At 46.0% G+C, this 23,900-nt stretch carries 19 protein-coding genes and 1 tRNA gene; 10 read left to right on the top strand and 10 right to left on the bottom strand.

The window, feature by feature from the left end; genetic code table 11:
- Window positions 1-182: 182 nt before the first annotated feature.
- From Q4Q52_RS01875 to gabT, 3 genes are read left to right on the top strand one after another with little or no spacing between them, the layout of a single operon-like run.
- Window positions 183-1,469, top strand: coding sequence for an FAD-binding oxidoreductase (locus Q4Q52_RS01875; RefSeq protein WP_311989697.1), 1,287 nt, complete (start codon window positions 183-185; stop codon window positions 1,467-1,469).
- 50 nt (window positions 1,470-1,519) lie between these two features.
- The gene (gabD, locus tag Q4Q52_RS01870; RefSeq protein ID WP_311989696.1) at window positions 1,520-2,968 is read left to right on the top strand and encodes an NADP-dependent succinate-semialdehyde dehydrogenase; all 1,449 of its coding nucleotides are present in this window, start codon (window positions 1,520-1,522) and stop codon (window positions 2,966-2,968) included.
- A 32-nt stretch (window positions 2,969-3,000) separates the two neighbouring features.
- Entirely contained in the window at window positions 3,001-4,278 is a 1,278-nt protein-coding gene (gene gabT / locus Q4Q52_RS01865; RefSeq protein WP_311989695.1) for a 4-aminobutyrate--2-oxoglutarate transaminase, read from the top strand.
- A 156-nt stretch (window positions 4,279-4,434) separates the two neighbouring features.
- Here gabT and Q4Q52_RS01860 read toward each other — a convergent pair whose 3' ends face one another.
- Both Q4Q52_RS01860 and Q4Q52_RS01855 read right to left on the bottom strand, forming a co-directional pair.
- The gene (locus tag Q4Q52_RS01860; protein WP_311989694.1) at window positions 4,435-5,442 is read right to left on the bottom strand and encodes an LLM class flavin-dependent oxidoreductase; all 1,008 of its coding nucleotides are present in this window, start codon (window positions 5,440-5,442) and stop codon (window positions 4,435-4,437) included.
- Window positions 5,443-5,973: 531 nt separating this feature from the next.
- Entirely contained in the window at window positions 5,974-7,527 is a 1,554-nt protein-coding gene (locus Q4Q52_RS01855) for a peptide MFS transporter (protein ID WP_006085023.1), read from the bottom strand.
- A 749-nt stretch (window positions 7,528-8,276) separates the two neighbouring features.
- Between Q4Q52_RS01855 and mak the strand changes: the two genes are divergently transcribed.
- Entirely contained in the window at window positions 8,277-9,173 is an 897-nt protein-coding gene (gene mak / locus Q4Q52_RS01850; protein ID WP_311899239.1) for a fructokinase, read from the top strand.
- 229 nt (window positions 9,174-9,402) lie between these two features.
- Window positions 9,403-11,523 carry a methyl-accepting chemotaxis protein gene (locus Q4Q52_RS01845; RefSeq protein WP_106649789.1) on the top strand — a complete coding sequence of 707 codons (2,121 nt, stop codon included), beginning with the start codon at window positions 9,403-9,405 and terminating at the stop codon, window positions 11,521-11,523.
- 241 nt (window positions 11,524-11,764) lie between these two features.
- Here the strand turns inward: Q4Q52_RS01845 and Q4Q52_RS01840 are convergent.
- The 5 genes from Q4Q52_RS01840 to rpsU all read right to left on the bottom strand — a co-directional run bounded on the left by Q4Q52_RS01840 (window position 11,765) and on the right by rpsU (window position 16,541).
- Window positions 11,765-11,841, bottom strand: a tRNA-Ile gene (locus Q4Q52_RS01840).
- A gap of 255 nt (window positions 11,842-12,096) precedes the next feature.
- Entirely contained in the window at window positions 12,097-13,935 is a 1,839-nt protein-coding gene (gene rpoD / locus Q4Q52_RS01835) for an RNA polymerase sigma factor RpoD (protein WP_106649811.1), read from the bottom strand.
- A gap of 135 nt (window positions 13,936-14,070) precedes the next feature.
- On the bottom strand, window positions 14,071-15,792 hold the full coding sequence (gene dnaG, locus Q4Q52_RS01830) for a DNA primase (RefSeq protein ID WP_311989693.1): 1,722 nt from the start codon (window positions 15,790-15,792) through the stop codon (window positions 14,071-14,073).
- A gap of 83 nt (window positions 15,793-15,875) precedes the next feature.
- Complete coding sequence (locus Q4Q52_RS01825; RefSeq protein ID WP_028760869.1) at window positions 15,876-16,319, bottom strand: GatB/YqeY domain-containing protein; 444 nt, start codon at window positions 16,317-16,319, stop codon at window positions 15,876-15,878.
- Between the two features lie 6 nt (window positions 16,320-16,325).
- Window positions 16,326-16,541: a 30S ribosomal protein S21 gene (gene rpsU, locus Q4Q52_RS01820; protein ID WP_006080725.1), complete on the bottom strand. Its 216-nt coding sequence runs from the start codon at window positions 16,539-16,541 to the stop codon at window positions 16,326-16,328.
- Between the two features lie 215 nt (window positions 16,542-16,756).
- Between rpsU and tsaD the strand changes: the two genes are divergently transcribed.
- A complete protein-coding gene (gene tsaD / locus Q4Q52_RS01815) occupies window positions 16,757-17,773 on the top strand; it encodes a tRNA (adenosine(37)-N6)-threonylcarbamoyltransferase complex transferase subunit TsaD (RefSeq protein WP_311989692.1) in 1,017 nt (338 codons plus the stop codon).
- A 96-nt stretch (window positions 17,774-17,869) separates the two neighbouring features.
- On the opposite strand, the gene plsY is transcribed toward tsaD, so the two are convergent.
- Window positions 17,870-18,481, bottom strand: a complete 612-nt coding sequence (gene plsY / locus Q4Q52_RS01810; RefSeq protein ID WP_106649814.1) for a glycerol-3-phosphate 1-O-acyltransferase PlsY — start codon at window positions 18,479-18,481, stop codon at window positions 17,870-17,872.
- A 268-nt stretch (window positions 18,482-18,749) separates the two neighbouring features.
- Between plsY and folB the strand changes: the two genes are divergently transcribed.
- The 4 genes from folB (at window position 18,750) to Q4Q52_RS01790 (ending at window position 21,451) form a co-directional block, all read left to right on the top strand.
- Window positions 18,750-19,100, top strand: a complete 351-nt coding sequence (gene folB, locus Q4Q52_RS01805) for a dihydroneopterin aldolase (RefSeq protein ID WP_311989691.1) — start codon at window positions 18,750-18,752, stop codon at window positions 19,098-19,100.
- Window positions 19,101-19,169: 69 nt separating this feature from the next.
- Window positions 19,170-19,673 carry a 2-amino-4-hydroxy-6-hydroxymethyldihydropteridine diphosphokinase gene (gene folK / locus Q4Q52_RS01800; protein WP_006080729.1) on the top strand — a complete coding sequence of 168 codons (504 nt, stop codon included), beginning with the start codon at window positions 19,170-19,172 and terminating at the stop codon, window positions 19,671-19,673.
- 18 nt (window positions 19,674-19,691) lie between these two features.
- Window positions 19,692-20,492: an undecaprenyl-diphosphate phosphatase gene (locus Q4Q52_RS01795; protein ID WP_311989690.1), complete on the top strand. Its 801-nt coding sequence runs from the start codon at window positions 19,692-19,694 to the stop codon at window positions 20,490-20,492.
- Between the two features lie 116 nt (window positions 20,493-20,608).
- The gene (locus Q4Q52_RS01790; RefSeq protein ID WP_311989689.1) at window positions 20,609-21,451 is read left to right on the top strand and encodes a putative RNA methyltransferase; all 843 of its coding nucleotides are present in this window, start codon (window positions 20,609-20,611) and stop codon (window positions 21,449-21,451) included.
- Window positions 21,452-22,073: 622 nt separating this feature from the next.
- Here Q4Q52_RS01790 and Q4Q52_RS01785 read toward each other — a convergent pair.
- Window positions 22,074-22,340 (bottom strand): Lpp/OprI family alanine-zipper lipoprotein, encoded by a 267-nt coding sequence (locus tag Q4Q52_RS01785; protein WP_006080732.1) that lies wholly within the window; start codon window positions 22,338-22,340, stop codon window positions 22,074-22,076.
- A 233-nt stretch (window positions 22,341-22,573) separates the two neighbouring features.
- Window positions 22,574-23,824, bottom strand: a complete 1,251-nt coding sequence (locus tag Q4Q52_RS01780) for a multifunctional CCA addition/repair protein (RefSeq protein ID WP_311989688.1) — start codon at window positions 23,822-23,824, stop codon at window positions 22,574-22,576.
- Window positions 23,825-23,900: the final 76 nt, after the last annotated feature.

The raw sequence follows: 23,900 nt of genomic DNA, 5'->3' as shown, positions 1-23,900 counted from the left end.
TGCAGCCCAGTTCTGCTACTCGACACCATTAGCATGACATCGCTGCGCTTAAGAATATTGCGTGTTTGAAATATCAAACAAAATGTAAATTATTGCACTTTTCTGGCTAGTGTTTCGTTTTCTGAAGGTGTAGGATGTGATGGCTGTTTAAAATAATGAACATTAGAATTCAAGGGAACAACATGTCTGCCATAGCTCACGCTGGATCATATTATGCGGCATCGGCCAACGATAAGGTTGAACGTCCGCGCCTAGAGGAATCGATTGAAGCCGATGTTTGTGTGATTGGCGCGGGTTATACGGGCCTTTCTGCTGCGCTACATTTATTAGAATCTGGCTTTAGTGTGGTGGTGTTAGAAGCCGCTCGCATTGGCTGGGGCGCCTCGGGCCGTAATGGCGGACAAATCGTCAATAGTTTTAGCCGTGACATTGATACTATTGAAAAAACAGTCGGCAAAGAACAAGGTAAACTCTTTGGCCAAATGGCCTTTGAGGGCGGAAAAATCATCCGCGATCGGATTGCTAAGTACAACATTCAATGCGATCTAAAAGATGGCGGCGTGTTTGCTGCGATGAACGAAAAACAAATGGGTCATCTGCGCCATCAAAAGCAACTGTGGGAAAGCCACGGTCATGTGAATCAGCTCGAACTCCTCGATGCCAAAGGCATTCGCGGTGTGGTAAATACTGAGCGCTATGTCGGTGGTCTGCTCGATAAAAGCGGCGGCCATATTCATCCGCTTAACTTAGCTCTTGGCGAAGCGCGTGCGGTCGAATCCCTCGGCGGCAAGATTTTTGAAGACTCAGCAGTGCTGAGTGTCGATGAAGGCGATAGCCCAGTTGTGCATACGGCGCAGGGCAGTGTCAAAGCCAAGTTTGTGGTCGTGGCGGGTAACGCCTATTTAGGTAAGTTAATGCCAGAGTTGCAGGCGAAGTCTATGCCCTGCGGCACGCAAGTGATTACCACTGAGCCTTTGAGTGACGATCTGGCCGCGAGCTTATTACCGCAGGATTACTGCGTCGAAGACTGTAACTATCTACTCGATTATTTCCGTCTGTCTGGCGACAAGCGGATGGTTTACGGCGGCGGCGTAGTGTATGGCGCCCGCGATCCGGCGGACATTAAGTCGATCATTATTCCGAATATGCTCAAAACCTTCCCGCAATTAAAAGATGTGAAGATCGATTATGCGTGGACAGGTAACTTTCTGCTGACGCTATCGCGCCTGCCACAGGTCGGTCGTATCGGTAAGAACATCTATTATTCACAGGGTTGCAGTGGCCACGGTGTCACTTATACCCATCTGGCGGGCAAGTTACTGGCCGAAATGCTCAACGGCCAAGCCACGCGCTTCGATGCCTTTGCTGCATTGCCACATTATCCATTCCCCGGTGGTCACGCACTTCGCGTCCCTTTTAGCGCTATCGGAGCTTGGTATTACACGTTAAGAGACAAACTGGGTCTCTAACATCATCACTTTTAAGAAGCTAGGTAGCTTCACAATACGAGGAAATCCTTGTGCAATTAAATGATCCGAGTTTGCTACATCAACAGTCTTTTATTAATGGTCAATGGTGTGATGCCGTTTCTGGTGACACGTTAAAGGTGGTTAATCCCGCAACCAATGCCTTGATTGGTCATGTTCCTAATATGGGACAAGTTGAAACTGAGATGGCGATTAAGGCGGCAGAAGCGGCTTTACCTGCATGGCGAGCGCTCACAGCCAAAGAGCGCGGCGCTAAGTTAAGGCGTTGGTTTGAATTACTCAATGAAAACAGTGATGACTTAGCATTGCTCATGACGACCGAGCAGGGTAAACCGCTGGCAGAAGCGAAAGGTGAAGTAACCTACGCGGCTTCGTTTATTGAGTGGTTTGCCGAAGAAGCGAAACGTATTTATGGCGATACTATTCCTGGGCATCAAGGGGATAAGCGCTTGATGGTGATCAAGCAGCCTGTCGGTGTAACTGCCGCGATAACGCCGTGGAACTTTCCTGCGGCTATGATCACCCGCAAAGCTGCTCCAGCGTTAGCTGCGGGTTGTACTATGGTGGTAAAACCGGCGCACCAAACACCATTTACCGCATTAGCGATGGCTGAACTTGCTAAGCGTGCTGGTATTCCTGCGGGCGTATTTAGTGTGTTAACGGGTGATGCGGTGCAGATTGGTAATGAAATGTGCAGCAACCCGATAGTGCGTAAGCTGTCTTTCACAGGCTCAACCAATATCGGTATTAAATTAATGGCGCAATGTGCGCCTACCTTAAAAAAACTGTCGCTAGAGCTTGGCGGCAATGCACCATTTATCGTGTTTAACGATGCCAATATCGATGCCGCTGTCGAAGGCGCCATGATTGCTAAATATCGTAATGCCGGCCAAACCTGCGTCTGCGCAAACCGCATTTATGTGCAAGACGGTGTATACGACGAGTTCGCCTTAAAACTCAGCACTGCTGTGGGCAAGCTTAAGGTTGGAGAGGGCATCAAGGAGGGCATCACTACGGGTCCGCTGATCAATGCTGCCGCAGTCGAAAAAGTGCAAAGTCATCTTATCGACGCCATAGCTAAAGGCGCATCTGTGCTCGCTGGCGGTAAAGTCCACGACCTTGGCGGTAATTTCTTCGAGCCAACCGTGCTGACTAACGTTGATAAAAGCATGCTCGTTGCCCGCGAAGAAACCTTTGGTCCACTCGCGCCGCTGTTTAAATTCAGCGATGTCGACGATGTGATTAAACAAGCTAACGATACTGAATTTGGCCTTGCCGCTTATTTCTATGGCCGCGATATTTCACTGGTGTGGAAAGTCGCCGAAGCCTTGGAATACGGCATGGTTGGGGTCAACACTGGCTTGATTTCGACGGAAGTCGCACCCTTTGGCGGGATGAAATCCTCTGGACTGGGCCGTGAAGGTTCTAAGTTCGGCATCGAAGAATATTTAGAAATGAAGTACATCTGCATGTCCGTTTAATACGGTCCGATTTGGCGTGTGAGGAACACTAAATGACAACAACCAATGATTCATTGATGGCACGTCGCCAAGCCGCAGTTGCGGGTGGTGTCGGGCAAATTCACCCAATCTTTACCGCGCGCGCCGAAAACGCGACCGTGTGGGATGTTGAAGGGCGCGAGTTTATCGATTTTGCGGGCGGCATTGCTGTGCTTAATACCGGTCATCTTCACCCTAAAGTGAAGGCAGCGGTTGCGGCTCAGCTGGATAATTTCTCCCACACTTGTTTTATGGTGCTCGGTTACGAGAGCTATATCCAAGTGTGTGAAAAGCTCAATCAATTGGTGCCAGGGGATTTTGCCAAGAAGACAGCATTATTCACTAGTGGTTCAGAAGCGGTTGAAAACGCAGTTAAAGTGGCGCGTGCCTATACCAAACGTGCTGGCGTGATTGCGTTTACGTCTGGCTACCATGGTCGCACTATCGCAGCCTTAGCACTGACCGGTAAAGTCGCGCCTTACAGTAAAGGTATGGGGCTGATGTCGGCGAATGTGTTCCGCGCTGAGTTCCCCTGCGAGCTGCACGGCGTGTCCGATGACGATGCTATGGCCTCGATTGAACGTATCTTTAAAAATGATGCCGAGCCAAGTGATATCGCCGCCATTATTTTAGAGCCAGTGCAGGGCGAGGGCGGTTTCTACGCCGCATCACCCGCCTTTATGCAGCGCCTGCGCGCACTGTGCGACCGTGAAGGCATTATGCTCATCGCCGATGAAGTGCAAACGGGCGCAGGCCGTACTGGCACTTTCTTCGCTATGGAACAAATGGGTGTGGCTGCGGATATCACGACTTTTGCTAAATCTATCGCGGGTGGTTTCCCACTTTCTGGCATTACTGGCCGCGCGCAAGTGATGGATGCGATTGGTCCGGGTGGTCTTGGCGGTACGTATGGTGGCAGCCCGTTAGCGTGCGCCGCAGCGCTTGCTGTTATTGAAGTGTTTGAAGAAGAAAAGCTGTTAGATCGTGCCAATACCATAGGTGAGCGCATTAAGTCTGCATTGAACGTGATGCAGGTCGAACACGCCCAAATCGCCGATGTGCGTGGTTTAGGCGCGATGATCGCTATCGAATTAATGGAAGATGGCAAACCTGCACCGCACTATTGCGCGCAAGTGTTAGCTGATGCCCGTGACCGTGGATTGATTTTATTATCCTGCGGCACTTACGGTAATGTGCTGCGTATTTTGGTGCCATTAACCGCGCCGGATGCACAAATTGATGCAGGCCTTGGTATCCTCAAAGCCAGCTTCGATGCCGTACTGAAAAGTTAATATTGCTTTGATATAAACTTGTTTTAGATGACAGTTTTACATAATAAAAATCCCGCTTCGGCGGGATTTTTTATGGGGCAATTGTTTTGAGGATGGTTCTATTGGCAGCTATTTTTACTGCCAATAGCTTTCAGCACGAGTCAGTTGACTGAATCGCTACTGTTTAATCTCCATTAGGATCTGCAACGCCTTCTTGCGTTTATCAAGATCGTACAAGTCGTTGGTGAAGATAAACTCATTCACGCCAAGTTCTTTGACGATCATTTCCAAACGATGCTTAATCGTCGCTGGGCCGCCAATGACAGATAAACCTAAGAAATTATCGACATAGGTTTCTTCTTGCGCACTCCATAAGCCATCCATCGTTTCAACCGGAGGTTTTAACCATAACTCGTGACCACGGATAAGCGCCAGTACGCGCTGTTTCGAGGTCGTGCCCAGAAATTGCGCCTCTTCATCAGTGTCGGCAGCAACGAGCGGCAAACCTAACATCACATAGGGCTTATCAAGCACTTGAGAAGGTTTAAAGTCGCGGCGATAGATTTCAATCGCATCGTAAAGAAAACGTGGGGCAAAGTGGCCCGCAAACACATAGGGCAAACCGCGCTGCGCCGCTAATTGTGCGCTAAAGAGACTCGAACCCAATAACCAAATCGGCACATTAGTGCCTTCTCCAGGAATCGCTCGCACCGCATGGCGACCATTGTAAGGGCCGAGTAAGGTTTGTAATTCACTGACTTCTTCAGGGAATTGTTCGGCGCGACTGGTATCGCGGTTCAGTGCTCGGCTGGTCACTTGATCGCTGCCCGGTGCGCGTCCCAGTCCTAAATCGATGCGACCAGGATAGAGACTTTCAAGGGTACCGAACTGTTCGGCAACCACTAACGGCGCATGGTTTGGCAGCATAATGCCACCCGCGCCGACGCGAATACGCTGCGTATTGCCAGCAATATAGCCAATTAATACTGAGGTCGCCGCGCTGGCGATACCGGGCATATTGTGGTGTTCGGCAAACCAAAAACGATTAAAGCCGAGTCTGTCGGCTTCCTTGGCATACTGCAAACTGCTGTGCAGCGTTTCACCCACGGTTGAGCCTTGGCGCATGGGCGCGAGTTCCAATAGCGAGAAGGGAATATCGGCCAATATTGATGTCTGTTGTGACATAGTGTCTCCAAGTGACTGCCGTTTTTGCTAACGACAACAAGAGGCGCTAACAGTGTTAGTCGCATTGCTAGTGGCATTGTTAGGCGCATAGCGAAGAACAAGCGTTAACGGCTCAGTCTTGATGAATAAAAAGGTATTCAGTGTTATTGATATGGGGCTAAGTGGCGCGCTTCTCAAGCTTGAACGGTTAACTCTTTTCCCCTCCGTTATTTCATTAATCATGTCAATTTGAGTTTGCACTTGAGCAGTGCTATTAAACCGAGTGCGTCTGGGTTCATATTTGCTTTGTAACAAATCGAGACGGTGAAGTCATCCCAGCTAGAGGGACGATAATGTGGAACTGAAGATCTTATTCTCAGCAACTCAGCGCTAGGCCTGTCACTGCGGGATTGGGTGAGGTTCGCTACAGCTCATTTGGTTATGAGTTGCAACACAAGGGTATAACTAAGTGAAGTGATAAAAAACTGCCGATAGCAGGGCTATCGGCAGTTGATGTTATGCAATAGATAAATCGCTATTGTCAGTCGCGCATTACTGCTCGGCTTTCACATCCCTTAGCGATGCCGCAGCACTTTCATTCTCAGTATTATTATGTGAATGGTGAGTCTCAGTCAGGCGACGCATTAGTGGTAATACCGCAAGGGCGATAAAGGTACAAACCACAGCCGCGATACCCAATTTATTAAATAGACTGGTGTATACGGGCAAGGTTTGCAGTGGATCGACTAAATCTTTCGGTACACTGGCGAAGTTAGCGACCACACCGCCCAGATACTGTGAAATACCTGAGGCGACGAAATAGGCTCCCATCATAAAGCCGCCCATACGCGCAGGTACGTAGCGGGCAATCATAGCAAGACCAAGACCACTCACCAGCAATTCGCCTAAAGAGTAAGAGGCATAGCCCCAGATCATGATCCATGAAGAGGTTTTACCGTTGACGGCAAATTGTCCGGCAAAGCCATAGATAAAGAAGCCAATCGCTACAACGGCAAAACCGAGGGCAAATTTCGCCGCGATAGAGAAGTCTTTATCATTACGACCTGCCCACGAATAACTCCAAGCCAAGATTGGACTTAACACCATAATCCATAATGGATTCAATGCTTGGAACTGGGCCGGTGACCAAGTCCACAAATGGGTACCAAAAATTTGGAAATCCCAGTCCACGTTACGCAAGGCAAACAGCGCCAATGACGTCGACATTTGTTGATAGAAGATAAAGAAGAACACGGTTTGCACTGTGAGGATAAGCGCCGCAATCAGTCCCGCTCGTTCACTGGTTTCGCTGGTGCGGATCAAGTGAAAGAAAATGGCCAATACCGCTACACCAGCGGCGTAAACAAAGACACGGGCAACCGCTTCATATTCCAGAATAATGGCCGAAGCGACTACTGACAACGCGGCCAGAGCTAATACTATCGCGAGGCTTTTCTTGTTCACTGGGCGAGTATCAGGCTCAGAACCGTAATGGACTAAACTCTTACGCATAAGTGCATAGTTGCCTAAACCCACCAATATGCCGACACAACACACGGCAAAGGCGGCATGCCAGCCAAACTCGTTGCCATACTGGGCGTTTACATAATCTTTAATCCAAGGCGTGAGCAACATAGAGAAGGTCGAGCCAACGTTGACCGCCATATAATAGATGGTAAACGCACTGTCGATTTTAGAATCGTCACCTTCGTAAATTTTACGAACTAAGTTACCGGCATTGGGTTTGAACAGGCCGTTACCGACCACAATCACGCCGAGCGCTGAAAACATAAACCACGTATTTTCAGTGGGTACGGCCATCAGCGCATAACCCAGAGACAAAATCCCCGCACCCAGCAGCATAGTGCGTTTAGTGCCGAGGATCTTATCCCCAACCCAACCACCAATGGCCGGTGATACATAAATGAGCGCCGCACAGGCACTCCATACTAAGTTTGCACGTGAGTCATCAAAGCCAAGGCGCTGCACCATAAAGTACACAATCAGCGCTTGCATGCCGTAATAACCAAAGCGTTCCCATAATTCGATAAGAGACACAGTCATAAATGAATGTGTTTTACTTACCGGAGCAGTCCCAATAGTCATATCGCTTGCTTCCAACATTGTTGTTTTAATATTTGAGTTCAAAAGTATAAGGCGATAACCCAAGCAAACCAATGGCAGAGACTGGCAAAACAGACTTTGTTACAAATGAATTGATGAATTTTAATGTGTGTTTAAGGCTTTGGGCGGTGTTAACAACGATTTTGGGGACGTCAATAAACCCAGCTAAAACTTAGGTCGTCAGCGTCAGCCACACATAAAGCTTTATGTATCGTTCAGTTAGCGGACTGAGGGTTTAATTTTTTCAGACATAGTTATTATCTTATCAACTCAATACGTTCGAGTGATAAACTTAACAAGGCCTTTTAAGAAAGCGACTTAACATTGTCAGTTGAAAGACCTGAATTTAACTCATTCGACAGTCCGCTAATGTGAAACAGAGAATGCAGAATTGGCAACAATTTAAACCGTAATTTTGTGAGAAGATAATGATATATGGCTCATTTTTAGCGGCAGCTCGTCACGTTAGCATGATTATTTTGAGTTTTAACCTTTCCATCAGTTGCTGTGTTAATAGATAAACTGATAATGGTAAGTATTTATCAACTAACCTATTTTGATTATATTGAGGTTGATTGTGTTAGAGCAGAGGGCATAGTGCGTTTGGCTATCCTAATTTAGATAACTTTAAAATTAAGATTTTTACTTCCGTAGAGTCCCTACATTTACAGGAATGTATCAAGCTGTTAATGAGCCGATTTGCGTTAAATATATTGAGATGGAGTAAGTTGATGTTACGAATTGGTATCGATCTTGGCGGCACAAAAATCGAGTTAGTCGCATTGGATGACGATGGTAAAGAAGTGTTTCGTAAACGCATCCCAACGCCAAGAGAATATGTTGCGACAGTCGATGCGTTAGTCGCACTCGTGACAGAAGTCGAAGAGAGCCTGCAACAAACCGCCACGATAGGCATAGGTATTCCAGGGGTGATTTCTCCTTTTACTGGCCTAGTTAAAAATGCCAATTCAACGTGGATCAATGGTCATCCCCTCGATGTCGATCTGGGCGCTCGATTAAACCGTAAGGTGAAAATCGCTAATGATGCGAACTGTTTTGCCGTATCAGAAGCGGTCGATGGCGCAGCTGCTGGTAAGTCTGTGGTCTTTGGCGCCATTATTGGTACTGGCTGCGGCGCTGGTATCGCTATCAAAGGCCAAGTGCATGATGGTGGTAATGGTATCGGCGGTGAGTGGGGCCATAATCCTTTACCTTGGATGAAAGCCGATGAATTTAATACCACGACGTGTTTTTGTGGTAACAGAGACTGCATCGAGACTTTTATATCTGGCACGGGCTTTGTACGCGATTTTCGCGCCGCAGGTGGTGTCGCAGACAGTGGTATTGAAATCGCCCAAATGATGCAAGCAGGCGATCCGCTGGCGACTCAAGCATTCGATCGCTTTATTGACCGTTTAGCCCGCTCATTGGCCCATGTGATCAATATGATGGATCCTGATGTAATCGTCCTTGGCGGTGGAGTCTCTAATATCGATGCCATTTACACTGAATTGCCAAAATTTTTACCACTATATGTGGTTGGCCGTGAGTGTCACACTCCGGTTGTTAAAAACTGTTATGGCGCTTCATCGGGGGTGCGTGGTGCCGCTTGGTTGTGGGGACGCTAATTTTAGACATCATCTGAAATAGTGTTTGAAATTAAAGGCCGAATTCATTTATTTGAATTCGGCCTTTTTTGATTTAGTCATTCAAAAGTTTTACATTTCATTAGCAAATCTTTATCTTAAGTGCTGGTAATTCTTATGCTAAGTGCTATTTTTAATGCTGGCTAGAAAGTATAAAAATGAATGAGATCAAAATAATTACGCCATTGTCGTTTTCTTGGGAGTTTACTCGATGAAGCATTTGTCCATCAGTACTAAGTTGTTGTGGATTACATCAGCATTATTTTTATCGATAGTGGCTATTTTATCTATCAGTTTATGGTGGACACTGTCGGCTCAAAACGCGCAATTATCTGATCAAGTTCAAAATACCCTACAAACTGAAACGCGGGATAAACTCGAAGCTCGCGCCGGTGAATATGGCGAAATGGTCGCTGGATTCATCAACGAAGCTTATCGTATTCCATTTTCTTTTGCGGGTATGCTGGAAAGCACAGCCGATGAATTACCTTTAAAACGCGACCGCTTAGAACTCGCAGTGGCGGCAGTGCTAAAGAAGAATGCGCAAGTTTCTTCTATGTATGCCCAGTTCGAACCTAATGGTTATGATGGGCTCGACAGTGAGTTTTTGAATGTGAATGTTAGCCACAGTGTGGCGACATCGGGTGCGCTAGAGGTCTATTACACTCGTAATGACGATGGCACAGTGGAGCATAACCAAGTTGAAGATTCGGCAGAAAAGTACCTCACTAGCTTAAATGAGTTTGGGATCCGTGATGCTGAATGGTATTTATGTGGTAAAGAAACCTTAAAGCCCTGTTTAATGGAGCCGTACTTATACGAGATCACTCCAGGCAACAAAGCGTTAATGACCTCGCTGACTGTGCCCGTGCTTAAACATAAGCAATTTATCGGTGTAGTCGGTGTAGATGTAAACTTGCCTGTGTTTCAAACCCTTATCGATAAGTTATCCAAAAGCCTCTACGATGGACAAGCGAAGGTCACTTTGCTGAGCACCCGCGGTTTAGTGGTTGCAGCCAGTCATTACAGTAAAAAGGCGCGCCCCTTAGCTGAGTCGATAAATTCAACTCTCGCCTCGCAAATTATCTCCTTGCACAAGAATTCCGGCTATATGGTTAACGATGATGAAATTATTGTTGCTTACCCCATTAAGATCCCGCTAGCGAATGCCGAGTGGTCCTTGGTTATCCAAGTGCCGACAGCACAGGCCTATAAAAGCTCAATTGAGCTTAATAATGATATGGATGAGATGGCGACCTCTTTAGGCAGTTTGCTGCTGATAGTGGGGATTGTGGTATCGATTGCTGCTGTAATTACCATTAGCTTAGTGATCCGTAGCATTATCTCACCTTTGAAGCTGATCCAAGGCCGAGTGGAACATCTTGCGAGTGCCGATGGCGATTTAACACAATCGATTGAGGTTGATTCGCACGCTGAATTGATTGCGTTAGCGAAAGGTTTCAACTCCTTTATTTATAAACTTAAGGATTTGATTGCCGAACTTAAAACGCTTGCAAGTCGCTCTCAGGAAGAAAGCCAAGCCTCTGCCAAAATTGCCCAGCTCACCCGTGACAGTGTGAACCGCCAGTACGGCGAAATTGAGAGTGTGGTAACGGCTGTGAACCAAATGAGTGCCACCGCACTTGAGGTTGCTAAGGCATCAGAGCAAACGGCTGCAGAAACTGAAGCCATGTCGCGCAATATTCGTCACAGTGAAGAGAGCCTGACAAAGGCAATGGATTTCGTCGCGACTATGTCTCAGGAGTCAATGGAGGCTAAGCTAGCGGTGAGTAAAGTCGCCGACAGCAGCATGAACATCAGCCGTATTCTTGAGGTGATTAGCTCCATTGCTGCGCAAACTAACCTGTTAGCGCTCAATGCGGCAATTGAAGCGGCAAGGGCGGGCGAGCAGGGACGGGGCTTTGCTGTGGTGGCTGATGAAGTCCGTGCACTGGCATCTAAGACTCAAAGCTCGACGAACGATATTAGTACCCTTATCGATGCACTGCAAAAAGAGGTCCAAAGCGCTTCTGGCATCATAGATAAAGGCGCTGAGCGGGCACAAATGGCCGTCTCTCAAACAGAGCAAGCGTTAAACTCATTGAACTCAATGGTGAGTCAGATTGGGGAAATCTCAGGTCAAGTGACTCATATTGCCGCCGCCGCAGAAGAGCAGAGCGCAGTGACTGAAGAGGTTAATCGTAATATCACCGGCATTTCTGATTCGGCTTCCGAACTTGCACGTCTTGCGGGCGAAGCACAGCAAAGCAGTGTGGTTCTCGCAAACTTAGTGAAGCAGCAGCATGAGCAGTTAGGTAAGTTAAAAACCTAGTACGTAGAGATTTACTAAATTAATGCATTGATTTTAATTAGGCTCTTTGATTGTGCTGCTGGTTAAACACTGATCAAAGGGCCTATCTTTATGGTGATGTTAACTAACAATACATAGGCAGAAGCCATAAAATAGTCAGCGAGCCAGCTGTATATGCATGGTGATTATACTGTGATTAGCAGGATAAATTTTTTAGATACAAAAAAGCCCATTTTTCAATGGGCTTTTTCGTTGAATCGGGTGGTGGCCCCTCACGGACTTGAACCGTGGACCTAACGATTATGAGTCGTGTGCTCTAACCAACTGAGCTAAGGGGCCGACTTAAGGTAATCGTCATTACCTGAAGCGGGTGGAAGTATACTAAGCTTACTTACGCTTGTCACCCGTGTTTTGGCTTGAAATACACACAACTGATTCAATTGGTTATCTGTTAATCAACTTAAATGTAATCGTCGCCTAAATTTAGGGCTTCGATACTGTGCTGATGTCGATATTAGCGTATGAGAGGCAATAAAAAGCCCTGCATAGGCAGGGCTTCAAATCTTACTTAGCTGACTTTAGGCTGGTAACGGCCTATTCATCTAGGAATGATTTTAAGATTTCTGAGCGTGAAGGGTGACGCAGTTTGCGCAGTGCCTTAGCTTCAATCTGACGAATACGTTCACGGGTTACGTCGAACTGCTTACCCACTTCTTCAAGAGTGTGGTCAGTGTTCATATCGATACCAAAACGCATACGCAGTACTTTCGCTTCACGGGCGGTTAGACCTGCTAACACTTCGTGTGTGGCGTTTTTCAAGCTTTCGCTGGTCGCTGAGTCCAGTGGTAGTTCGAGGGTCGTATCCTCGATAAAATCACCTAAATGCGAATCTTCATCGTCACCGATTGGAGTTTCCATGGAGATAGGTTCTTTGGCGATTTTCAGTACCTTACGGATCTTATCTTCCGGCATCATCATACGCTCAGCCAGTTCTTCAGGAGAAGGCTCGCGGCCCATTTCCTGTAGCATTTGGCGAGAGATACGGTTCAGCTTGTTGATCGTTTCGATCATGTGTACTGGAATTCGAATGGTACGCGCTTGGTCGGCAATAGAACGAGTAATCGCCTGACGGATCCACCAAGTTGCATAGGTCGAGAACTTGTAACCACGACGGTATTCGAATTTATCCACGGCCTTCATCAAGCCAATGTTACCTTCTTGGATTAAGTCCAAGAATTGCAGACCACGGTTGGTGTATTTCTTCGCGATAGAAATTACCAGACGTAAGTTGGCTTCAACCATTTCTTTCTTCGCACGGCGGGCTTTAGCTTCACCGATTGACATACGACGGTTGATGTCTTTAATGGCTGAAATCGCTAAGCCGGTTTCTTCTTCAACTGCTGCAAGCTTAGTACGACAACGGATCACGTCGTCTTCAACCATTCTTAGGCCTTCGGCATAAGGTTTAGTTGAGGCTTTTTCAGTGTTGAACCAATCGAGGTTGGTTTCGTTGCCAGTGAAGAATTTAACAAAATTTTTCTTCGGCATTTTGGCTTGTTCAACGCATAGTTTTAACACTAAACGTTCTTGAACACGCACGCGATCCATCATAGTGCGCATGCTTTTTACTAAACGGTCAAACTGTTTAGGTACTAAGCGGAATTCTTTGAAGATTTCACCAATTTCGAATAGTGCTTTTACCGATTCTGGGTGTTCACGGCCCTTAGCTTCGATAATTTTCAGTGCACTTTCGTAGGCGGTTCTCAGTTGAGCGAATCTTTCGCGTGCTTCTTCAGGATCTGGCCCTTTGTTGCCTTCTTCTTCATCTTCACTGTCTTCGTCATCATCTTCGTCATCTTCATCGTCCAGCTCTTCTTCAGATAATTCTGAGCCGATGTGAGTTGCTGTCGGTGCGACGTCTTCTTCGTCCGGGTTAACAAATCCAGAGATAATATCAGATAGGCGCAGTTCGTCGGCTTCAAATTGGTCGAATTGCTCAAGGATCATCGCGATCGCTTGCGGGTACTCGGCGACTGAACTTTGAACTGTGTTGATGCCTTCTTCGATGCGTTTGGCGATAACAATTTCGCCTTCGCGGGTCAGAAGCTCAACGGTACCCATTTCACGCATGTACATGCGCACGGGATCGGTTGTGCGGCCAAGTTCGCTTTCTACTGTTGCGAGTGCGGCAGCGGCTTCTTCAGCGGCATCTTCGTCTGTGTTGTCTTCCGACATCATCATGTCATCGGCATCTGGGGCTTCTTCGAATACCCGGATACCCATGTCATTTATCATCTGGATAATATCTTCGATCTGGTCAGAATCGACCATGTCTGCAGGTAAGTGATCGTTCACTTCTGCATAGGTTAAGTAACCTTGCTCTTTACCTTTGGCAAGCAACAGCTTAAGTTGCGACTGCGGAGTATGATCCATAGATATCATCCAAGTTGGGAAACTGTTACAACGACGGACACTTAGCATAAGCTAAGTGCCGCGCAAATCGTCAATTATAGCCGTGTGCACATGTCTGTGCTAGTCACTGGGACAGTGAATGAGGACATTTTTGCCTCAGTTTAACCCTTTCATGACTGAGATCAGCTTCGAGAGCTGCATCTTCTCTTCTTTAGTATGAGTCTGTTTTAGACTCAATTCCTGATATCGTTGTTCAATATATTGATTGTTCAACCAAACCAGGGTTTGTTTAAACTTTTCGAGCAAGTTTTCATCCGCCACTTGATGGTCCCATTGGGCCAATTTATGCAGAGTGCCGCTATAAGGGTGCTCTCTGAATTGTTCAAGTAGTTGTGCGCTGTTTAACGTTTGCTCTCGAGTCATCTCCAATAACAGTGGCAGCAATTCTATGCCTGGCATCTGCAAGTGGGCGAGTGCGGGTTGTGGGGGTAAACCCATACCCAGTTTAGGATGTTGTACTAGCAATGCGATGGCGAGTCGCAAGGGTGTACCGCGTCCTTTTAATCCTTTGTTTGCTAATGGTTGTGTAGCAACATTAATCTTAATGTCTCTTCTTAATTCAGTGACATTGTTTTTTTTCATTTTGTATGCAAGGTTTTTCAATAAAATACCTTGCAAAACACTATCTTGAACTTTTTCTATGTAGGATATTGCATCTCGAGTCATTGCAGCTTCATTGACACCATGCATTAATGCTAAATTGTCGAATAGAAAAGCTTCTATTGTACTGCTTACTGCATAGCGGCTCTCAAACTCATCTTTCCCTATCTTACGAACTAATGAGTCAGGGTCTTCTCCTTCAGGTAAAAACATAAACCTGACTTGAGAGTTAGGATTTAGTATTGGCAGAGCAGTATCCAAGGCGCGCCATGCAGCTGCTTTTCCAGCTTTATCTCCGTCATAACAACAGATGACTTCTTTTGCGCTGCGCAACAACAACTGAAACTGTTCTGTTGTGGTCGAGGTGCCTAATGAAGCAACCGCGTAATCAACGCCAAACTGCGCCAGTGCAACCACGTCCATATAGCCTTCTACGATCAAGACTTTGTTCGGATCGCGATGGCGTTGTTTTAGTTCATAAAGACCATAAAGCTCATTGCCCTTATGAAATATGGGCGTTTCTGGAGAATTCAAGTATTTGGGTGTGCCATCACCTAAAACTCTGCCGCCAAAACCAATGACTCGTCCGCGCCTGTCGCGGATAGGAAACATCAGGCGGTCACGAAATCTGTCGTAACGTTTACCACTGTCGTTACTAATTAACATACCCGCAGTGAGTAATTTATCCTGCGCATCCTGATTCTGACGATAGCGGCCCAATAAGCCGTCCCAACCGTCTGGCGCAAAGCCAATACCAAAATGTTCGACTACATCATCGGATAAACCGCGATAGGCAAGATAATCGATAACTTTTTGTTTATCTTGGTGTTGTCTAAGTTGGTTTTGAAAGTAAAGGCTTGCTTCTTCCATGAGTTGATATAAGTCACGGCTTAAACCGTCATCATGTCGCTTGCCTGTGCCTTGTTCTCTGGGAACCTCTAATCCAAGCTGGCCCGCCAAATCTTCAATGGCATCAATAAAATCGAGTCGGTCATACTCCATCACAAAATCGATGGCGTTGCCGTGAGCACCGCAGCCAAAGCAATGATAGAACTGTTTATCACGGCTGACGGTAAACGAAGGTGATTTTTCGCTATGAAAAGGACAACAGGCCGAGTAGTTCTTACCCGCCTTTTTCAAGGGCACCTTACGATCGATAAGTTCGACTATGTCAGTGCGAGCGATTAGCTCATTGATAAAATCACGAGGTATTGCCATTGAGTGCTTAAAATCCCGCCTTGCGCGAATTTAAACAAACAAGCCGCGCATAGGCACGGCTTGTTCATACAGTGAAACGCTAATTATTGCAATTTAGCACGGATCATAGCGCCGATAGCGCCCATGTCTGCACGTCCTTGCACTTTAGATTTCAATGCTCCCATTACTTTGCCCATATCCGCCATGGCGGATGCACCTACTTCTACAATAGTTGCATCGATGAGCGCCGCGATTTCCGCCTCTGTAAGAGGGGTAGGCAGGAAAGCTTCAATAACTTGAATCTCTGCTGCTTCCACGTCGGCCAACTCGTTACGACCCGCTGCTTCAAATTGAGCAATCGAGTCACGACGTTGTTTCACCATTTTGGTTAAGACCGCTATAACCTGTTCATCAGTCAGAGATTCGCGGGTATCCACTTCAATCTGCTTGATGGCGGCTAATGCCATACGAATAGTGCTCAAGCGCGCCTTCTCTTTGGCGATCATGGCCTGTTTCATATGGTCTTTTAGCTGATCAATTAGGCTCATATGAGATTAATATAAACGTACGCGACGTGCGTTTTCGCGAGAAAGCTTCTTAGCTAAACGTTTAACTGCAGCTGCTTTTGCGCGCTTACGTGCAGTAGTTGGCTTCTCGTAGAATTCACGAGCACGCACGTCGGCTAAAATACCAGCTTTTTCACAAGAGCGCTTGAAACGACGCAGAGCTACGTCGAATGGTTCGTTTTCACGTACTTTAATAATTGGCATACGCCATCACCCCTTAGGTGTAGGTTGTTCTGGTTCAATTACTCGAACCAAGTCTATTTAAAATGGTGCGGAATTTTATACCGAGACACCTAGGCTTGTAAAGCCCTAAAACTGAGCTCAGTCCTATAGTGGACTCAATATGGTCTGCGCGACTGGAGTAATCGAGCGCTTGCAGGTAGAATTAGCGCCCTTTTGTTAGCAATTGATGAGACACCATGCGGGTTCTAGGTATTGAAACATCTTGTGACGAGACAGGTATCGCCGTCTATGACGATGAACTGGGCTTATTATCGCACACTTTATACAGTCAAGTTAAGCTGCATGCTGACTATGGTGGTGTGGTGCCTGAGTTGGCGTCGCGTGACCATGTACGCAAAATTGTGCCGCTTATTCGTCAAGCGCTGAAAGATGCGAATACTGAAATGGCTGATCTCGACGGGATTGCCTACACCAAGGGCCCAGGTTTGATTGGTGCTTTGCTTGTTGGTGCCTGTGTGGGGCGTTCACTGGCTTTTGCTTGGGACAAGCCTGCAATCGGTGTGCACCATATGGAAGGGCACCTGCTGGCGCCTATGCTTGAAGATGATGCGCCTGAGTTCCCATTTGTGGCCTTATTAGTCTCTGGTGGCCATTCTATGTTAGTTAAAGTCGACGGGATTGGCCGCTATGAAGTATTAGGCGAGTCGGTTGACGATGCCGCGGGTGAAGCATTCGATAAAACGGCTAAGTTAATGGGGCTGGATTATCCCGGTGGTCCGCGATTAGCAAAGCTTGCCGCTAAAGGTTTACCTGCAGGGTATAAATTCCCGCGACCTATGACCGACAGACCTGGACTCGATTTTAGCTTTTCGGGTTTAAAAACCTTTACCGCTAATACTATTGCTGCTGAACCTGACGATGAGCAAACGCGCGCCAATATTGCCCGTGCCTTTGAAGAAGCCGTGGTCGATACGCTAGCGATTAAATGTCGCCGCGCACTGAAGCAAACTGGCTATAACCGCTTAGTGATTGCCGGTGGCGTGAGTGCAAATACGCGCTTAAGGGAAACCTTGGCAGAAATGATGAACTCGCTAGGTGGAAAAGTATTTTATCCTCGCGGTGAGTTCTGTACTGATAACGGCGCCATGATTGCCTTTGCTGGATTGCAGCGTTTAAAGGCGGGGCAGCACGAAGATTTAGCGGTAAAAGGTCAACCTCGATGGCCGTTAGATACCTTGCCACCAGTGGCATAACTGGTTGTTGATGCCGATACTTAATATTGAGACAAAAAAACTGCGCTTTTAGCGCAGTTTTTTTATTGGGGTAATTTCATTGGGTGTAATGTTATCTTAGGATTTTTTAGGGCGCTTCTTGCGTGACACTTTGGACTCTTCCCCCTTGAGTAAGCGCTGAATATTGTCTTTATGGCGAATGATGATGAGCGTCGATAGCATAGCAACGGGAATAGTGAATCTGTCATCTAGCCACCAAGTATAAAGGGGCGCAAGTAAGGCGGTAAGAATCGCGGCAAGGGACGAGTAGCGGCTAATTAACAGCAAGATAACCCAAGATGCCATTAAGCAAATCGCTAAATCATCGCCGATGGGGGCCATAGCACCAAAGGCGGTAGCAACGCCTTTACCACCTTTAAATCCAAAAAATACCGGATAAATATGTCCAAGACAGGCGGCGATGGCGATGAGCCCGAGTGACACTGCATCTATGCCCATGAGATAAGCTAAATAAGAAGGCACTGCACCTTTGAGCATGTCGAAAAACAGCACCATGGCAGCCGAACTCGCGCCGCCAATTCTTAGTACATTGGTGGCTCCTGGATTGCCTGAACCTTGCAATCTTGGATCGGGTAGACCTCTCATCCTACAAACCAGCACGGCACTTGAGATTGAACCCGCCAAATAGGCGGCCAAAATCATCAAAAGTGTCTGTGTTAATGGACTCACATTGGTTTCCTTACGCGTCTTAAGGTATTATCGCGCAACAATTTAAAAAGCTGACTCAGTTGTCAATCCCGCTATAGGTTTGTGCGATAACTCGCCCAGTTGGGGCTGAGATATTTTCTGAATGAGCAAATCCTTTTAGGGCGTTATCCTACTGTGGATTGGCTCGAGTAGAAAGTAAATTAGTTATCTGTCAGAAGATTGCGGATTATACAGCTAGGATCGCTTTTAGCTTATCAGACCTCATAGTAGTCAGTTAGTTGGAGAAAGCATGGATAAGGTACTTATACGGCAATTGCGCATTGATACTGTGATTGGTGTCTATGAGTGGGAAAAGAAAATCCATCAGAGCCTGTTATTAGACTTAGACATGGCGTGGGATAATAAACCTGCCGCAACGACGGATGATTATCAATATGCGCTGTGCTATGAGACAGTTTCCAATCGATTAACCCAACTTGTTACTGAGCATCCAATCGAGTTAATCGAAACGGTTGCCGAGCGAGTGGCCGATTGCCTACTTCAAGAATTTAACGTGACTTGGGTGAAAGTTGTCGTGATGAAGCCAGGCGCGGTAGCAACTGCAGCTTCGGTTGGCGTCGAGATTGAACGTTCACGTTAGATGAGTACTTGATCAACTGCGCTATTGATTGAGAAATAGTGTTTATCTTCAGATAAATCGGACATTAGCATGGCACGTATTTATATCAGTCTGGGTAGCAATATCGAGCCTGAACAGCATCTGCAAGCAGGATTAACATCGCTGCGAGCGTGTTTCGGGCCGCTGCGCCTCTCTTCTATGTATGAAAGTGAAGCGGTAGGTTTTAGTGGCACTAATTTTTTGAATATGGTTGCTAGCGCTGAAACGGATCTTAATATAGCGGCGGTAGTTGCACAGTTTAAGCAAATCGAGCAGAATCACGGCCGGCTTGCCGGGGCAAAGAAATTTAGCCCAAGAACCTTAGATTTGGATCTGCTGCTTTATGACCATGTGGTATGCCAAACGCCTGTTGTGCTGCCCCGTGCTGAGATAGTCAATAATGCCTTTGTGTTATGGCCATTAGCCGAGTTAGCGCCGGAATTGATTCATCCCGTGGTAGATAAAAGCTATGCAAGTTTGTGGCAAGAGTATGACAAAGATTCACAGCGACTTTGGCCTGTGACGTTTGAATGGCCCCCAGGGCTGACGTTTTAATTTATTGATAGGATTGTCATGGATACGTTTCAGGTCATTATTTTAGCGCTTATTCAAGGGCTAACCGAGTTTTTACCTATTTCTAGCTCGGCCCACTTAATTTTACCCGCACAGCTTTTAGGTTGGGAAGACCAAGGCTTATCCTTCGATGTCGCGGTGAATACGGGGTCGTTATTTGCTGTGGTGATTTATTTTAGACACGAGTTATGGGCTATGTTTAATGCTTGGATTGCGAGCATTTTCAAAGGTCAACAATCTGAAGACAGTAAGCTGGCATGGTGGATTATTCTGGCGACCTTGCCTGCGGTATTTTTTGGTTTTCTGGCAAAGGATTTTATCGCGACTCATCTACGTAATGCTGAGGTTATCGCGGTCACGACAGTGGTATTTGGTTTATTGTTGTGGTGGGCCGATAAGATGTCGCGCCGCGATTTAACGGTTTATCAGACTGGCTGGCGTAAAGCCTTGTTAATTGGTTTCGCGCAGGCACTGGCTTTGATCCCAGGGACTTCGCGCTCTGGTGCCACTATGACAGCGGCGCTGATGTTAGGCTTGAGTCGTGATGCTGCGGCCCGCTTTTCATTTTTAATGTCAGTGCCTGTGAGTTTAGGGGCGGCGATTTTAGTGGGTAAAGATCTGGCGAAAAGTGAGCTTCCGATTGATTATCAAGCGTTAATTCTAGGAATTCTGATTTCGTTTGTTGCCGCTTATGCCTGTATTCATTACTTCTTAAAAATCATCAGCCGCATGGGAATGACCCCATTTGTAATCTATCGTTTAGCACTGGGTGCCATCTTGTGTGGATTTATCTTCTTGTAGTTACACGAGTTTGGTCATCATAGGCAGATAATAAATAATAGAATCGGGTCAAGTACCCGATTTTTATTTTTGGAGCTTCCTCATTTTCTGAAGCTTAACTCATTTTGGAGCTTTATATGGGTCTCGAATATCAGTGTCCAACCTGCGGACTTGCGTTAAAACAACACAAAGCCTCCCAAGGTTTTTATTGTGTTAATAAGCATCACTTCGATCGAAATGAGCAAGGATATTGGGTTTTTACTAAACCACAACGTCAAAAGCCGACTGGTGATACGCGCGAGCAAGTTAGAGCTAAGCGTTTTCTGCTCGAATCAGGCATCTTTTCGCCTTTAATCGATAAACTGGCTGAGATAATCACCAGTTCTATCATACCTGATGCTTGTTTATTGGATTATGAATGCGCTGAGGGCTTCTTCTTGCGTGCTTTAGCTTCCAAGCTGGCTGAGGTCGAAAATCCGCTAAACGTCCAGTACGTGGGCGTAGCGGACGCAGAAAATGCTATTTTTGCTGCAGCGAAGGCGCAGACTCCTGGGATCTTGTGTTTAAGTTCCTCTAAAAAATTACCCTTTGCCGATAATTGTGTGGATTTTATTACTGTTATTGATCGGCCGTTAAAGGGAAAAGAGTCTGTTAGGATATTGAAAGACGATGGGACCATGTTACTGGTTATGCCTGGGCCACGACACCTATGGCAACTCAGGGAATATATTTATTCTGACTTGTCTGAAAAACCTTTCAAAGTGAATTTACCCTCAGCATTATCGGTAAAAGAGACTCAGGCACTGAGCTTCACTTTATCTGTTACCGGTGAGCAAGCATTAACGCTATTGGATATGGCGCCTTATGCGTGGCGTGCAAATGACAAGATGAAGCACGATATTCAAGCTAATCATTTTGAGTCGTTGGAAATTGACTATGTATTAGTCTTAGCACATAAACGCGTGGTTGAATCGGTATAGGTTAAAACCTGCAGTTGATGCGGTTAATTTTAAGCCAATTCATAGGCTTAGTTCGATGGTTTTTAGATGCTTTAAAAGGCTATATTACTCAAGTCTATGATTCTGTTTGACGTTTTTATGTTGTTTTTATGTTGTATGGGCCGGAGTTGTTATTATTTTTAACTTTAGGCCTATTTGTTCTGTGACAAATACAACCTTCTTATTGCCTTTGTTTCCCATGTAGCCTCGGTTTTTGTCAATAGCTTTTCTTTAAAAGAGAAATATTATTATTTTATAAAAAACCATTTTTAAGATAAACGAGACTGACTTTTAAGAATACTTAAAAGTTTAAATGAGAAGCTTAGATTAATAACGAAGGTTTTAATTAAAAGACGAATGGGATCCGTTTATACAGGCGCATACAAAAGTTAACTTTTTAAGGAGATTGGGGGGGGAATCTTTAAAGATGCGTTTGGAGATTTAAAGTCAATTTAGCGTTTTGGTATTAGTAGATTGGTAATCTTGAGTATCAATACCTTGAATAACAGGCATAAAAAAAGGCTTAGATTGATGTGCTTAACGCTTTCATCTTTCTTAAGCCTTTTGTCTTAACTTACTAAATAGTAAGCTAAATTACCTTTCATTACTTCTTGTAACGAGAAGCAACGTTGTCTAAACGGTCGTTTGCGCGTTTAGCTTCTGCTTGTGCGTCCATAGATGCTGCTTTTGCATCTTTAACGTCTGCAGACAGTTTGCTTTGCTCTGATTTCAGAGAACCAACATCAGCTGACAATTGATCAACTTTGTTGCCCAGAGTTGCAACGCTTTCTTCCAGAGCAGTAGTGTTCGCGCAACCACCTAGTAGGGCAGTCATTGCTAAACCAGCAATCATCAGTACTTTTTTGTTCATTGTAAAAAATCCCTTAAAATAGGTTGGATTTGAATGTTTCGTTACTTTGTAAGCGAAACTGCCTAATTATGACATAGCTATTTTAATTTGCTACGAATATTAATGTGTTTAACCACTATAGGCATATAAATTTTTTTTAAAAGCTTTTTTTATAAGTTATATCGACATTTCTAATCGTAAAGGAGGGTATTTTTCACTATAAAGTGATGCGGCACTTACAAAGTCTTTACAAATTATCGTCCATCCTTCCCCAATGTAGTTTGCATTTTTTGTTTAAACTGACTGACCGCTTCTATCCGACGTAAATTTAACGCCTGCTTTATCTCTGCGCCTTGGAAACCTGCGGCAATAATGGCGGCAATATCGACATTATTGGCGGCAAGGAAGCATTGAGTTAAATATTCACCCTGAGGGTAGGGGGTGTTTTCAAATCCTGTGCGACCACGCATATCGGCGGTGCAGGCTAATATAAGCTGCGTTAATCGCTCTGGCTTACGCCAAAAGTCAGCTTTATCGAATATTTTTACGATCGTTTCGGCTCTAAGCTCGAAGGCCTGATGAACGTTCTGATGTTGGTCACTGACCAGTAAGGCCAGATCGCGGGTTTCGTTCGGCACTCGTAAGCGGGTGCAGAGCGCTTTTATCAGCGGCAAGCCCTTTTGGCCGTGACCGTGATGTTTAGGTAAATGCGCTTTTGGACTGAGGGCTTTTCCTAAATCATGTACGAGAGCGGCAAACCGAACGCTTTTGTCCTCTGTCAGAAGCGCAGCTTGGGCGAGCACCATTAAAGTATGCACACCAGTATCAATTTCAGGATGCCATTTTTCTGGTTGAGGAACGCCAAATAAGGCAAATATCTCGGGAAAGAGCACTTCAAGGGCGCCACATTGGTGCAGGACCTCAAAAAAGATCTCTGGGTGAGGTCCGCCTAAACTTTTATCGACTTCTTGCCAGACTCGCTCCGCTGTTAACGCATTAAGTTCATCGCTTGCGCTAATTTGGCGCATCAGTGCCAGAGTTTCTGCGGCAATGTGAAATCCTAAGGCATGAAACCTTGCGGCAAAGCGGGCGACACGCAATACGCGAAGCGGATCTTCAACGAAAGCATCCGACACATGGCGCAATAGGCGCGCGTTAAGATCCTCAATGCCATTAAAAGGATCGTATAAATTGCCCTTTTCATCTTGGGCGATAGCATTGATGGTCAGATCTCGGCGCAACAAGTCTTGTTCTAGAGTCACATCGGGACTGGCATGGCAGCTAAAACCACCATAACCCAGTCCAATTTTTCGTTCTGTTCGGGCTAACGCATATTCTTGTTGGTTTTTAGGATGCAGAAATACTGGGAAATCTTTACCGACTTGGCGGTATCCCAGTTGCAACATTTGTTCTGGAGTCGCACCAACGACAAGGTAATCTTTGTCCTTGATAGGGAGATTGAGCAGGCTGTCACGCACAGCACCGCCGACGAGATATATTTTCACAGGCAAGATTCGGCTAATGTGTCATAAACATAGCTTATCATGCCCAATAAGGTGATAGATAAAGTCGTCGCGAGAT

This window comes from Shewanella sp. SP1S2-4 (assembly GCF_031932075.1).
Classification (GTDB): Bacteria; Pseudomonadota; Gammaproteobacteria; order Enterobacterales; family Shewanellaceae; genus Shewanella; species Shewanella baltica.
Note: the sequence above shows the minus strand (reverse complement) of the source record. Positions and strands in the feature narration are given on the sequence as shown.

Excerpts from the sequence above, each read along its gene's own strand:
- folB (WP_311989691.1), top strand. The coding sequence starts at position 18,750 with ATGGATAAGGTACTTATACGGCAATTGCGCATTGATACTGTGATTGGT.
- mak (WP_311899239.1), top strand. The coding sequence starts at position 8,277 with ATGTTACGAATTGGTATCGATCTTGGCGGCACAAAAATCGAGTTAGTC.
- folK (WP_006080729.1), top strand. The coding sequence starts at position 19,170 with ATGGCACGTATTTATATCAGTCTGGGTAGCAATATCGAGCCTGAACAG.
- Q4Q52_RS01790 (WP_311989689.1), top strand. The coding sequence starts at position 20,609 with ATGGGTCTCGAATATCAGTGTCCAACCTGCGGACTTGCGTTAAAACAA.
- Q4Q52_RS01845 (WP_106649789.1), top strand. The coding sequence starts at position 9,403 with ATGAAGCATTTGTCCATCAGTACTAAGTTGTTGTGGATTACATCAGCA.
- Q4Q52_RS01875 (WP_311989697.1), top strand. The coding sequence starts at position 183 with ATGTCTGCCATAGCTCACGCTGGATCATATTATGCGGCATCGGCCAAC.
- Q4Q52_RS01855 (WP_006085023.1), bottom strand. The coding sequence starts at position 7,527 with ATGACTATTGGGACTGCTCCGGTAAGTAAAACACATTCATTTATGACT.
- Q4Q52_RS01860 (WP_311989694.1), bottom strand. The coding sequence starts at position 5,442 with ATGTCACAACAGACATCAATATTGGCCGATATTCCCTTCTCGCTATTG.
- gabT (WP_311989695.1), top strand. The coding sequence starts at position 3,001 with ATGACAACAACCAATGATTCATTGATGGCACGTCGCCAAGCCGCAGTT.
- Q4Q52_RS01785 (WP_006080732.1), bottom strand. The coding sequence starts at position 22,340 with ATGAACAAAAAAGTACTGATGATTGCTGGTTTAGCAATGACTGCCCTA.
- rpsU (WP_006080725.1), bottom strand. The coding sequence starts at position 16,541 with ATGCCAATTATTAAAGTACGTGAAAACGAACCATTCGACGTAGCTCTG.
- Q4Q52_RS01825 (WP_028760869.1), bottom strand. The coding sequence starts at position 16,319 with ATGAGCCTAATTGATCAGCTAAAAGACCATATGAAACAGGCCATGATC.
- dnaG (WP_311989693.1), bottom strand. The coding sequence starts at position 15,792 with ATGGCAATACCTCGTGATTTTATCAATGAGCTAATCGCTCGCACTGAC.
- rpoD (WP_106649811.1), bottom strand. The coding sequence starts at position 13,935 with ATGGATCATACTCCGCAGTCGCAACTTAAGCTGTTGCTTGCCAAAGGT.
- Q4Q52_RS01795 (WP_311989690.1), top strand. The coding sequence starts at position 19,692 with ATGGATACGTTTCAGGTCATTATTTTAGCGCTTATTCAAGGGCTAACC.
- tsaD (WP_311989692.1), top strand. The coding sequence starts at position 16,757 with ATGCGGGTTCTAGGTATTGAAACATCTTGTGACGAGACAGGTATCGCC.